Source organism: Cellulosilyticum sp. ST5 (genome assembly GCF_046529625.1).
GTDB lineage: Bacteria > Bacillota > Clostridia > Lachnospirales > Cellulosilyticaceae > Cellulosilyticum > Cellulosilyticum lentocellum.
Genome location: NZ_CP132338.1, coordinates 1,696,575 through 1,708,733, shown reverse-complemented (window position 1 = coordinate 1,708,733; position 12,159 = coordinate 1,696,575). Strand labels below are relative to the sequence as shown.

Sequence of the window (12,159 nt, the reverse complement as noted above, 5' to 3'; positions counted from 1 at the left end):
ATCGTTCTACCTTGGTGATAAGGTAGAACGATTTTTTTATGACAAGGTATGCTAAAAAGAGAAGAAATGTGCTATAGTAATAGCAGTAATGGACATCATTGCAAAGCGGAGGAAAAGAAATGGAATTTAAATTATGTGCCCTAGCAAGTGGCAGCAGTGGTAATTGTACTTATTTAGAAGCTGGAGAACAGCGCTTTTTAATAGATGCAGGTATTAGTGGGAAGAAAGTAGTAGCAGCGCTTGATCAATTAGAGGTGGCACCAGAAAGCATTAATGGGATTTTAATTACCCATGAGCATTCAGACCATATTAAGGGAGTAGGCATATTAAGTAGAAAATATAATATTCCTATTTATGCTACAAGCTTAGCTTGGGAGAGGCTTTTAGGCGAAAAAATGATTGGCGTCGTAAAAGAAGAACATCAAAAAATCTTAGAAAAAGAAGTATATCTACAGGTGGGTGAGCTTAAAATTTTACCCTACCCTATTTATCATGATGCAGTAGATCCTGTTGGTTACATTTTTGAGTATAAGGATAAAAAAATTACTTTAGCAACGGATATTGGTACGATTGATGATAAAATTGCAGCAAGATTAAGCGGTTCACATGGCATCTTATTAGAGTTTAATCATGATATACGTATGCTAGAAGCAGGGGGATATCCTTATTACTTAAAGAAACGTATTTTAAGTGATGTAGGCCATTTAAACAATGAAGCCGCAGCTAAAGCACTAGTAGAGTTATACCATCCTGGGCTTGAATGGGCTGTTTTAGGACATCTAAGCAAAGATAACAACGTACCGGATTTAGCCCTTTTAACAGCACAAACGGCTTTAGAAGAAAGAAATATTATTGTAGGAAAGGATATAGAGGTTATCGTCGCTAAACGTGATGAAGTTTCAAAGGTCTTTGGATTTTAACAAAAAAATGCCATAAAGTGATAAATTAACGCATAAAAAAAGGTCTCATTGTTCATAATAGGAGCGTGGAAAATATTTTGCCATACTGATATTGAACAACAAAGGAGACTAACGACATGACACAAAATAACAAGTACCAAGATTCCAACAACAATAATTTAAAAAACAGCAACGACAACAACTACCAAAACAGCAGTAACAATTGCAGAAATAGCAACGATAACAACTATCAAAACAGTAGTAATAATAATAACTGCAAAGATAGCACAGATAATAACAATAATAATTTTAAAAATGCTAACAGAAATAATTATCAAAATAACGCTGGTACTAATAGCTATAACGACAGCACAGATAACAACAATAATAAATAAGCTTCGAAAAAATAAGAAGGATGTTTTTCAGATAAAACATCCTTCTTATTTATAATAGGGGGTGGACAAAGCCATGCGTTATAAAAGCCCTATAAGTGAACATATTTTTATATTTCCTTTCAGTTGGAAAAGTAGTAGTCAATTACCTGAACGCTTATTTTATCCACATGTTGAGCTAAAAGGTAAAAGCTTTGACCATTTAAAGCAGTGGCAAGTACATTACTCTACCATTGAAGATGATCAAGATTATAATGAGTTTGTTTATTTTTATAAGCCCATCCGTTCTGCGCTATATACTTTTGAAAAAGAACCGATTATTGTTAGAAACTATGTTTTTAAGCATTTAGATGAAACACAATTTTTTAAGCTTCATATAAAAGAGCAGTTATTTCTATTAGATATTAAACAAATACGCCTTAAACTCTATAAAACAGGAATAGGATTACTTTCTTTTGAATTACTTAATCACCATTACCTACAGTTAGAAGAAATAGAAGCCATTAATAGCTTTAGTAAAATGATTTATCCCCCTATACTTCCTTTAGAGAAAGCGAGAAATGAATGGTTTCCAGAGTCTGTTAGTATGAGACTTAATAAGGAAACTTATATAGAGGAGCTTTTTACTGCAGATTACTATAAAGAGAGTTTAACGATTAGTCCTTTAATCATGTTTATATTAGGTGCCCCCTTTGTATGTAAAGAAAAAGAAAAATCTTATAATCGAATTGTTATTGAGCCTATCCTAGGCAATCAAATGTTTTGTTGCTGTATTTATCAAAGTCCACTCCTTGTAGACGCCATTGAGAAAGGTGAAGTAGCACAGGAACGCTTAGAGAGATTTATGACCTTAAATAAAAAAATGAGTTATAGTGCTACCAGTTCATATATTAAAAATGATTATAGTATTTATGGGATTAATCGCTTTATGTTATTGTGTGTCACGAAAGAATGGTTAGAGGGTAAATTATATAATCAGTTAGTAACCTTAGTACTGATGCAAAGAGCGACACTTCTCAGCTTATCTACAGAGATTGCTAGGATTTCAACCTTACCCAAGTATGCACTTTCAGAAGCTATATCAAGTATTTATGAGATTTATATTCAATTTATTAATCAATTATATTTTAAAGAAGTGACTGAAGAAGGTGAGGGTGCTCGGATTTATGAAGAATTAACCAAATCTTTTAAAATTGAAGAGGAGTTAAAACAACTGAACTTTGAGGTAGATGAAGTACATGAATATGCAACATTAGTAGAACAGGCAGCTTCTAATATGAAGGTTCAGTTATTAACCATTGCAGGAGCAGCATTGGTGCTTCCTAGCTTTGTGACAGGCTTTTTTGGAATGAATATTTTTAAAGAAGAAGCACTTCATTGGTGGGAACACAAACAAGTTATTTTATGGTTAAATAGCTATGTATTATTACCCACTTTAGTTGTAACCGCTTTTTGCATTTGGACCAAGCGAAAACATATGAAGTATTTTGTAATGAAGCTACTATTGATTAGTTTATTTTTAATGAGTATGATAGTTACTATAAAATATGGCTGTGGTTTATAACCACAGCCATATTTTATAGTAACTAAGTATTCTATTTCACTAAAGGTCAAAAATAGGTAAAGCTACAAAGTTTACAGTATCTACAAGTCCCTTGTTGGTTAGACGAAGTTCAGGAATAACGGCTAAAGAAAGAAGTGCCATAGTCATAAAAGGTGAATGAAGAGGGCAACCAATGGTTTTCCATGCTTCATCAATTTCAGCTACACGTTTTGCTACGACTGTGGCAGGGTCTTCTGACATAAGTCCTGCTATAGGAAGAGGATTGAGTGCTAATACTTTTCCATTTTGAACAACGACTTGGCCACCGCCTGCATCGACTAAAGTATTAGCAGCTAGTGCCATATCTTCATCATTGGTACCAATAATGCATAAATTATGAGCATCATGAGCAACAGTAGAAGCAACAGCACCTTCTTGAATACCAAAGCCAGTTACAAAACTCATGCTCATGCTTTGCGTACCTGAATGACGGTCAATAACAGCAACCTTTAGTAAATCTTGTGATATATCACTAGATACAAATCCTTCTTTTATAGTTAGCATACCTTTTTTATGAAGGGTACCAGCTTGAGCTTCAATAATGCCAATAACATGAACAGGAATAGTTGATTCTGCATAGTCATTAGGGACAGCTATTTTAAAGTCTTCGACTGTTAATGGCTCATAAATATGCATGGTTTTCTTTGCAAACTCTGGATAGGAAGCCGATGGTAAAGTCATCTTAAGCTGTCCATTTTCAGCCACAACCTGGCCATTAATAATGGTTTTCGCTACTGTAACCTTAGTTAAATCACTAAGTAAGACAAGGTCTGCCCATTTTCCAGGAGAAACGCTACCCAGGTCATGCGCTAAACCAAAGCATTCAGCAGCATTAATAGTAGCCATTTGAATAGCAACTACAGGACGAACACCTTCTTCAATGGCACGCCTAATAATATAATCCATATGTCCTACAGATAATAAAGTATCAGGATGTGTATCATCACTGACTAAACAAGCAAAACGAGAATCTACTTGATGCTCTGTAATGGCTTTAATCGTTTCCTTCACATCACACCAAGCTGAGCCTTCACGAATTTGAACATACATACCAAGACGCATTTTAGCGAGAGCATCCTCATGTCTTGTTGTTTCATGACAGCAGTTAGCACCAGCTGCAATATAAGCATTAAGGCCAGGGCCTCCTTCATCAGGAACACAATAGTGTCCTGTAATCGTTTTGTGACGGTCTAAAGTGGCTTTTAAAATACCATGTACATTAGAATCACCACTTAAAACAGCTGGATAGTTCATCATTTCACCTAGGCCAATGATGGTATCTTGAGAAAGACCATGGGCAATATCTCTAAGTGATAAGCTAGCGCCAGTCGTTTCTAAATCTGCAGTAGCTGGAACACAACTAGGCATAGTGGTATAGACGTTAAGTGGTACTTCCTTACCTTCTTGAATCATAAGACCAATACCCTCTGTACCAAGCACATTGGCAATTTCATGTGGATCCATCATAATAGCAGTTGTACCATGAGGCATAACAGCTCTTGCATACTCTTTAACTGTAAGCATGCTGCTTTCTACATGAATATGTCCATCTATAAAACCAGGTGCTAGATAAAGTCCTGTCGCATCTATGCATTTTGTTTTAGGTCCAATGGTGTGAGCCGCATCGCCTACAAGAGCAATACGCCCTTTTGTAATGGCTACATCCATATGTGGTATAATTTCAGCTGTATTAACGTTAATAAGGTTTGCATTTTTAATCACAAGGTCGGCTTTTTTTGCTCCACTTGCTACTAAAACCAGTTCTTGTGTAACGTCTGATCGTTTATATCTTTTTGTCATGATAAAGCCCCCCTCAAAGTTATTTCCAATTATCATATCATCACAATTTGGACTTGGCAATACATTATTTTTTTGTCTGTTTAAACTGAATTATTAGAGAATTAAACACTTCTAAAGCCTTAGCAATTGGAGCTGAAGTGCTCATATCTACACCAGCTATTTTTAATAAGTCGATAGGGTCCTTAGAGGAGCCACCGCTTAAGAAAGCTTTATAGTCCTTAACAGCTTCTGTACCTTCTTTTAAAATACGCTCAGATAAAGTAATAGCAGCAGAGTATCCAGTAGCATATTGATAAACATAGAAAGGGGTATAGAAATGAGGAATACGTGCCCATTCCATAGCAATAGCAGCATCTACTTCTATAGATGGACCATGATATTTTTTCACCAGTTCATAATAAGTGTCGCATAAATAGTCGGCAGTTAGTGTTTTACCTTCTTGACTTGCTGTATGCATCATTAATTCAAATTCGGCAAACATAGTTTGACGATAAAGTGTGCTACGGAATTGTTCCATGAAATAATTAATGAGGTAACGCTTATAAGTTTCTTCTTGTGTTGTTTCTAAAAGATAGTTCATTAGTAAAGCCTCATTGACTGTTGATGCCACTTCAGCTACAAAGATGCAATAATCACCATAAATATGAGGTTGATGGTGATGAGAATAGTAACTATGCAAAGCATGACCCATTTCATGAGCAAGAGTGAATAAGCTATTAATGTTAGGAGAGTAGTTAAGCAATATATAAGGGTGAGGTGCACCATAGCTTCCCCAGGAATAAGCACCGCTGCGTTTACCTTCATTTTCATATTTGTCAATCCAGCGGTTATCCAAGGCCTCTTTAACAATGGTAAGATAATCTTCGCCTAATGGTGCCAGTGCTTTAAGAAGGATGTCACAAGATTCTTCATAGCTTATTTCCTTTTCGAAATCTTTAATCATGGGTACAAAAAGGTCGTACATATGCAGGGTATCAAGTCCTAATTCCTCTTTGCGTAAAGTAACATAATCATGCATAATGGATAAGTTATTATTAACTGTATGAATGAGTTCATGATAAACAGTGACTGGTATATTATTTTCTGAAAGAGCACTATGAAGAGGTGTTTCAAAGTGACGCATACTAGAAAAGAAACCATATTGCTTAATATTGGCCGCAAAAAGCGTACTAATGGTGTTTTTGTAACTCGTATAAGTATTATAAAGCGCAGTGAAAGCAGCTTCTCTAACTGAGCGATTTTGACTCTCCATCAAAGGAATGTAATTACCGTGGGTCAAGCGAACGGTTTCGCCCTTGGCGTTTTCAACAGTAGGAAACTTCATATCTACATTATTCAGCATAGAAAAGGTGTTTTGAGGCATAGTACCTAATTCACCCACGCGAGCTAAGACAGCTTCCATTTCAGGTGTTAAAATATGTGCTTTTTGTCTAAGTATTTCATTTAAATAGCGTTCATAATGACGAAGCTCAGGAAGCTCTTTGAAAAAGGTATCTAGCTGAGCAGCTGTCAGCTGAGTAAGTTCAGGACCGGAGAAAGCTAGAGCTTCGGAAGCAGCAACAGATAGATCTTCACTTTGACTTGCTAAATCCTGATAGTAAGCATTGCTACCATCTTGATGAAGGCGCATGTGTGCATAAACATAAAGTTTACCAAGTGCTTCACCAAAAGTATCTTGTAATTTTAAGAAAGTAAGTAATGTATGAGGGTTACTGGTAAGCTTACCTTCGTAGGGGTTAAATTTATCAAGTAGTTTTTTTGTTTCAGATAAGGTATTTTCAAATAAAAGATCGGTTTCAAATAGGTCCTCTAATTTCCAAGTATCTTCTATTTTAACGTCTTGACGCTTAGGTTGTGATGTTGACATGAAATCAGCTCCTTTTAGATTATATGATTTAATGTTAGTATACTCGATTTTATAGAAAAATAATAATTATAAAAATATATTTTTTGATATTTTCAGTTGTTTTTGATATACTGAGGTATATAAAGCGTAGGAATAGGGAGGCATGAAAATGCGTGTATATATCAGTGCAGATTTAGAAGGCATTACAGGGGTCTCAAAATGGGAAGAAACTCATAAAGGAGGCCACTATTACGATTTATATAGAGAGCAAATGACAAGAGAAGTAGTAGCTGCCTGCGAAGGGGCCATTGAAGCGGGAGCAGAGTATATTATGGTTAAAGATGCTCATGAAGATGGGAAAAATCTGATCCATAGTATGTTACCTAGAGGCGTAAAGGTGATTTCGGGTTGGAGTAATCATCCTTATTGTATGGTAGAAGGCTTAGATGAAAGCTTTGATGCCGTTATTTTTATTGGTTATCACAGTGGCGCTAGTTCTAATGGAAGTCCTCTTGCTCATACCCTATTACCAGATGTTATTAAAAATGTGACTATCAATGGAGAGGACGCAGATGAGTTTTTGATTCATGCTTATGCAGCGTATATGTTAGGCGTACCTATAGTAGCGGTCTCAGGAGATGGGGATTTAATGCGCTCTGTACGTAGTTTTAATCCACAGATTAAAACCATTGCTGTACAAGAAGGATTTGGAGGAGCTGTTGTTAGTATTCATCCTGATTTAGCCATAGAACGTATTCGTAAAGGTGTTAAAAAAGGTTTAGAAGCTTTAGAAGAATATACTTTTGAGAAGCCAGAAGAATACGAGCTTATTATTGAATTTAAAAAGCATGCAGATGCTTATAAATTTTCTTTTTATCCCAATGTAGAGCAAATAGGGGAGTATACTATCCGTTATGTGTCTAATAATTACATGCATTTACTTGTGCTTTTGCTATTTATTAATTAATAGAAAGTGTCATGAGTTACTTTTGGTAGTAACTCAGATAAATGATAAATGATAATCAATTAATTCAGATGAAAAGAAGCTTATTTGAAAAAGCTTCTTTTTCTTTTGTATAATAGATTAAAAAGAAAGGACAGTGAATAGGTACAATAAAGCTAAGAAGAGCATAATCGGAGAAATAATAATTTGAAATAGGAGGAGACAATGCTTACATTAATACTGGTAAGGCACGCCGCCACTGTAGCTAACGAAGCTGGCCTTTATATTGGCAGAAGTGAAAGTCCGCTAAGTTTACAAGGAAAAGAAGAAGCTAGGAGGCTTTGCAAAAAACTAGATAAGTGGCAGATACAGCAAATTTATACAAGCCCTGCAGAAAGGGTACAAGAAACGATAAAAGAACTTATGGATAAGGATATACCAGTACAAGTTGCACAGGCCTTACATGAAATCAACTTTGGCATCTGTGAAGGCAAGGATTTTAATTGGTTAAAAAAGAATTATCCAGAGGAAGTAACGTATATGATTAAGGAGGGGATAGCGTATAGATATCCAAAAGGAGAGAGTTTAGTAATGGCACATCAGAGAGTAGCCGACTGGTTAAATGAGTTTTTGATGAATCATCAAAGCGGTACTTTTTTAGTAGCGGCTCACGGTGGTACGATTAGATGTATTTTATCAGAGTTACTTGTGAAAAAGCCTTCTTTACATTGGCATTTTAAAATTGACACAGCTACTATAACTATAGTCAGTATGAATGAGGGGTTTCCAGTTATAGAATCCCTTAATGAGAGGTGTTAAGAATGTATTATCCGATGATGATAAATTTAGCTTTTTTCAAATGTTTAATTATAGGAGGGGGGCATATTGCTTATCAAAAAGCTAAGATGCTCTTAGCTTATGGGGCTACAGTTACTGTACTTAGTCCTGAGTTTTGCGAAGAAATAAAGTGTTTAGAAGGACAGATGAATTTATTAAAAGCAAGCTATTCAGAAGATTATCTTTTAGCCTTTCAACTTGTTATAGCAGCAACTAATGATAGGGCATGTAATGCTACTATAGGAAAAGCTTGTAAGAAGCAGGGCAAATTATGTGATGTTGTAACTGATCAGGCACTTTCTAGCTTTCTAGTACCAGCAGGTATTCGTAGAGGCGATTTGATTATAAGTGTTTCTACGCAGGGGAAAAGTCCTGCTCTAGCTGCTAAGATAAAAAAGGAACTAGAAAGTCTTTATGATGAATCTTATAGTGACTATGTAGCGTGCTTAGGTGAATGGAGAGCTACTATTAAAAAAGAGATAAAAGACGAAGAAGAAAGAAGAAGGCTTTTAAAATACCTTATTACACTAGATCAAGAGACATTGAAAAGCATTTCATTAAAAGAGCTATCAAGAGTACTATAAGATTGCAACAATTAATAGATACATTTTTTTTCTCGTTAAAGTAGTGTATAATACTTTTTAGCAGAAAGATGAATAGGCAAAAGGAGACTTGAGGAAATGGGTTTTTTTAAAGTGACAGTGGGGGTAATGGGTTCTTCAAAATCGGCAAGAGCCATTGCGGAGGTACAGAATTTAAAGGTGAGAAATTTAAAAACTTTAGTTCTAAAGCCAGCATTAGATACAAGAGATGGAGGCTATATTTGTAGCCGTTTAATTAAAGATCAGGTGAAAGCAGACATCTTACTTAAATCTGATGAATCTTTAAAAATAAATGAGATTATTGCTAATAACTATGATTATATTGTCGTTGATGAATTTCACATGCTCAGTGAAGAACAAATCAAAGAGCTTTATCAAATTAGTGCTATTTCTACTACTAATATTAGTATGTATGGTTTAAGAATGTCTTGGAAAGGAACGCCTTTTCCAAGTGCCGCTTTGGCTTTAGGTTATGCGGATGAAATTGAAATGATTAAGATGGTAGATAAGGATCAAAATCCCTTAAGTCATCATATTAAATATACTAACGGTATACCAAGCTCTTTGGTTCAAGAAAGTGAAACCATTGTAGTAGGAGATTTGAATGCAACCTCTTATACGACAGTATCTAAGGTTGATTTTTATAAGATTTATCAAATGCTAGGACAAGTGGAAGAATAGATAAATAGCTGCTTGACAGAAGCCGAATACAGTGATAAAATAGCGATAATCAAATAAGGAAATTGCCTTTAAGTTTGGCCCAGAGAGACCAAGAAGGAGAACAAAATGAGAAGATTAAATACAATTATAGTACGAATAAAAGTAATGCAACAATTCTATATAAAATTAGCGAATACAAGCGTTTCTAGACCACTCAATAGAGTAGTTTATTTAGTTGTTCCTAAAGCTTGTGTCGCAGGGCGTATAAAGGCAATAGAAGGATAAATAATCCTTTTATTGCCTTTTATTTTGCTAAAAATTAAATTTACATTAAGGGATGGTGTCAGATGCTAAGAAGAAAAGACTTACTAGGAATTAGAGATTTAAGTGTCAATGAAATCATGACCATATTACAAACAGCTGAAAGCATGAAAGGAATAGTAACTGGTAAAGCGGCTAAACTAGATGTATTGAAAGGGAAAAGTGCTGTAACACTTTTTTATGAAAACAGTACAAGAACACGTATGGCCTTTACAATGGCAGGGACTTATTTAGGTGCACATGTAGCAGACCTTGGTGTAGCTAGCAGTAGTGTACAAAAAGGAGAAAGCTTAGTAGACACAGGTATCACTTTAGATAGTATGGGTATTAACTATATGATTATGAGACATGGCATGAGTGGGGCAGCACATTTACTTGCTAAAAATGTTAAAGCATCTGTGATTAATGCAGGAGATGGCGCCAATGAGCATCCTACTCAAGCATTATTAGACTTCTACACCATTTATGAAAAAAAAGGTGGTTTTAAAAATCTAAAGGTAACAATCGTTGGTGATATTGCCCACAGTAGAGTGGCTAGATCCAATGTATTTGGACTCACTCAATTAGGTGCACAAGTAACCTTAGCAGGACCAGGAACCTTAACAGCTCAAAGTATGGAAAAACTAGGATGCACCGTCATGACGGATGTGAAAGCGGCGGTTAAAGATGCGGATATTGTCATGGCATTACGTATTCAGCTAGAACGTCAAAAAGGAGGATTATTTCCTAACCTTAGAGAATATAGCCAAATATACGGTTTAAATAAAGAGATTTTTGAATATGCAAAACCAGATGCACTCTTAATGCATCCAGCACCTGTTAATAGAGGTGTTGAACTCATGCCAGAGTTAATGGATAGCAAGGTATCAGTCATAGATGAGCAGGTTACCAACGGTGTAGCAGTGAGAATGGCTATTTTAGCATTACTTCAAGAAGGGAGAGAAAACGCATGATTACTTGTATCAAAAACGGATTAATTATTAATCCTAAAACACAAATGGAAGAGGTTAATGACCTTTGGATTAAAGAGGGAAAAGTTGTTTATATAGGAAAGGACTACAGTGAAGAAGCTAATGAAATCATTGATGCTACAGGTAAGTGGGTAGTACCAGGATTAATCGACTTGCATGTACACTTCAGAGCACCAGGCTATGAGCATAAAGAAGATATTGAAAGTGGTGCAAAGGCGGCAGCCAAAGGTGGTTTTACAACTGTATGTTGCATGCCTAACACAAATCCGGTTATTGATAATGAGTGCGTTGTAGAATATATTTATGCAATGGCTGCTAAAGCAAATGGGGTCAATGTGCTTCCAATTGGAGCCATTACGAAAGGACAACAAGGTGAAACACTAGCAGATATCGGAAAAATGAAAGAACATGGTATTTGTGCGCTTAGCGAAGACGGTAAAACAGTTATGGATTCAGGTCTTATGAAAAAAGCAATGGCGTATGCAAAACCCTTTAACCTACCAATCTTCTCTCATACAGAAGATCGTACCTTAACAGGTGGAGCCATAAATGCAGGTGAAAATGCACAGCTCTTTGGGATCAAAGGTATTCCAAGAGAAGCAGAAGAGATTATTGTAGCAAGAGATATCTTGCTTGCTAAATACACAGGCACACCACTTCACTTATGCCATATTAGCACAGAAGGTAGCTTAGAAATTATCCGTTTTGCAAAAGCGCAAGGCATTAAAGTAACAGCTGAAACAGCACCACACTACTTTACTTTAGACGATAGTATTTTAGGGGATTATGACACGAACAAAAAAATGAGTCCTCCATTACGTACGACGAAAGATGTAGAAGCGATGAAACGTGCCATTATAGATGGAACGATTGATATTATTGCAACTGATCATGCACCACATCACTATGACGAAAAGAATGTAGAGTTTGAAAAAGCACCTTTTGGTATTGTAGGATTAGAAACAAGCTTTGGTTTAAGTTACACACACTTAGTAAAAACAGGCCTCATCTCACCAATGGCTTTAATTGAAAAAATGAGTACAAAGCCAGCTGAGATTGTAGGCATTGATAAAGGGGATTTATCAGTAGGAAAAACGGCTGATATCACTATTCTTGACCCAGAAGCAACTTACACTATTAATGAAGCTACTTTTGCAGGAAAGAGTAAAAACTCACCATTTATAGGTATGACTGTACAAGGAGAAGTAAGTTGTACCTTAGCAAATGGAAAAGTTATTTATCAAAAATAAATTAAGATTGCAATTTACTGAAAAAATGGTAGAAT

At 35.7% G+C, this 12,159-nt stretch carries 12 protein-coding genes; 10 read left to right on the top strand and 2 right to left on the bottom strand.

The genetic code is table 11. The annotated features are described in order from the left end of the window. Positions 1–119 precede the first annotated feature (119 nt). From QTL86_RS08375 to QTL86_RS08365, 3 genes are all read left to right on the top strand, one after another. Complete coding sequence (locus QTL86_RS08375; RefSeq protein ID WP_127066401.1) at positions 120–920, top strand: MBL fold metallo-hydrolase; 801 nt, start codon at positions 120–122, stop codon at positions 918–920. Positions 921–1,036: 116 nt separating this feature from the next. Beyond that, a complete protein-coding gene (locus QTL86_RS08370; protein WP_127066402.1) occupies positions 1,037–1,294 on the top strand; it encodes a hypothetical protein in 258 nt (85 codons plus the stop codon). A 73-nt stretch (positions 1,295–1,367) separates the two neighbouring features. Then, on the top strand, positions 1,368–2,855 hold the full coding sequence (locus QTL86_RS08365; protein WP_127066403.1) for a CorA family divalent cation transporter: 1,488 nt from the start codon (positions 1,368–1,370) through the stop codon (positions 2,853–2,855). Positions 2,856–2,894: 39 nt separating this feature from the next. Here the strand turns inward: QTL86_RS08365 and ade are convergent, their stop codons facing one another. Together ade and pepF are read right to left on the bottom strand one after the other, a co-directional pair. Further along, complete coding sequence (gene ade / locus QTL86_RS08360; protein WP_410496961.1) at positions 2,895–4,694, bottom strand: adenine deaminase; 1,800 nt, start codon at positions 4,692–4,694, stop codon at positions 2,895–2,897. 64 nt (positions 4,695–4,758) lie between these two features. Then, positions 4,759–6,561: an oligoendopeptidase F gene (gene pepF, locus QTL86_RS08355; protein WP_410496960.1), complete on the bottom strand. Its 1,803-nt coding sequence runs from the start codon at positions 6,559–6,561 to the stop codon at positions 4,759–4,761. A 148-nt stretch (positions 6,562–6,709) separates the two neighbouring features. On the opposite strand from pepF, the gene QTL86_RS08350 reads away from it, so the two are divergent. The 7 genes from QTL86_RS08350 to QTL86_RS08320 all read left to right on the top strand — a co-directional run bounded on the left by QTL86_RS08350 (position 6,710) and on the right by QTL86_RS08320 (position 12,124). Then, positions 6,710–7,507: a M55 family metallopeptidase gene (locus QTL86_RS08350; protein WP_013656826.1), complete on the top strand. Its 798-nt coding sequence runs from the start codon at positions 6,710–6,712 to the stop codon at positions 7,505–7,507. Between the two features lie 201 nt (positions 7,508–7,708). Beyond that, positions 7,709–8,302 (top strand): histidine phosphatase family protein, encoded by a 594-nt coding sequence (locus QTL86_RS08345; RefSeq protein ID WP_013656827.1) that lies wholly within the window; start codon positions 7,709–7,711, stop codon positions 8,300–8,302. A gap of 2 nt (positions 8,303–8,304) precedes the next feature. Next, positions 8,305–8,904 carry a bifunctional precorrin-2 dehydrogenase/sirohydrochlorin ferrochelatase gene (locus QTL86_RS08340; RefSeq protein WP_127066407.1) on the top strand — a complete coding sequence of 200 codons (600 nt, stop codon included), beginning with the start codon at positions 8,305–8,307 and terminating at the stop codon, positions 8,902–8,904. 96 nt (positions 8,905–9,000) lie between these two features. Further along, a complete protein-coding gene (locus QTL86_RS08335; RefSeq protein WP_127066408.1) occupies positions 9,001–9,603 on the top strand; it encodes a hypothetical protein in 603 nt (200 codons plus the stop codon). A 105-nt stretch (positions 9,604–9,708) separates the two neighbouring features. Beyond that, positions 9,709–9,867, top strand: a complete 159-nt coding sequence (locus QTL86_RS08330) for a hypothetical protein (protein ID WP_190283307.1) — start codon at positions 9,709–9,711, stop codon at positions 9,865–9,867. Between the two features lie 62 nt (positions 9,868–9,929). Further along, entirely contained in the window at positions 9,930–10,856 is a 927-nt protein-coding gene (locus tag QTL86_RS08325) for an aspartate carbamoyltransferase catalytic subunit (protein WP_127066409.1), read from the top strand. Then, the gene (locus QTL86_RS08320) at positions 10,853–12,124 is read left to right on the top strand and encodes a dihydroorotase (protein WP_410496959.1); all 1,272 of its coding nucleotides are present in this window, start codon (positions 10,853–10,855) and stop codon (positions 12,122–12,124) included. Before QTL86_RS08325 ends, QTL86_RS08320 begins: the two co-directional genes overlap by 4 nt. The last annotated feature ends 35 nt before the right edge of the window (positions 12,125–12,159 follow it).

What these genes read in the sequence shown, in the direction of transcription:
- QTL86_RS08335 (WP_127066408.1), top strand. Translation starts at nt 9,001, where the DNA reads ATGGGTTTTTTTAAAGTGACAGTGGGGGTAATGGGTTCTTCAAAATCG.
- QTL86_RS08320 (WP_410496959.1), top strand. Translation starts at nt 10,853, where the DNA reads ATGATTACTTGTATCAAAAACGGATTAATTATTAATCCTAAAACACAA.
- QTL86_RS08370 (WP_127066402.1), top strand. Translation starts at nt 1,037, where the DNA reads ATGACACAAAATAACAAGTACCAAGATTCCAACAACAATAATTTAAAA.
- QTL86_RS08375 (WP_127066401.1), top strand. Translation starts at nt 120, where the DNA reads ATGGAATTTAAATTATGTGCCCTAGCAAGTGGCAGCAGTGGTAATTGT.
- pepF (WP_410496960.1), bottom strand. Translation starts at nt 6,561, where the DNA reads ATGTCAACATCACAACCTAAGCGTCAAGACGTTAAAATAGAAGATACT.
- QTL86_RS08365 (WP_127066403.1), top strand. Translation starts at nt 1,368, where the DNA reads ATGCGTTATAAAAGCCCTATAAGTGAACATATTTTTATATTTCCTTTC.
- QTL86_RS08330 (WP_190283307.1), top strand. Translation starts at nt 9,709, where the DNA reads ATGAGAAGATTAAATACAATTATAGTACGAATAAAAGTAATGCAACAA.
- ade (WP_410496961.1), bottom strand. Translation starts at nt 4,694, where the DNA reads ATGACAAAAAGATATAAACGATCAGACGTTACACAAGAACTGGTTTTA.
- QTL86_RS08350 (WP_013656826.1), top strand. Translation starts at nt 6,710, where the DNA reads ATGCGTGTATATATCAGTGCAGATTTAGAAGGCATTACAGGGGTCTCA.
- QTL86_RS08345 (WP_013656827.1), top strand. Translation starts at nt 7,709, where the DNA reads ATGCTTACATTAATACTGGTAAGGCACGCCGCCACTGTAGCTAACGAA.
- QTL86_RS08325 (WP_127066409.1), top strand. Translation starts at nt 9,930, where the DNA reads ATGCTAAGAAGAAAAGACTTACTAGGAATTAGAGATTTAAGTGTCAAT.
- QTL86_RS08340 (WP_127066407.1), top strand. Translation starts at nt 8,305, where the DNA reads ATGTATTATCCGATGATGATAAATTTAGCTTTTTTCAAATGTTTAATT.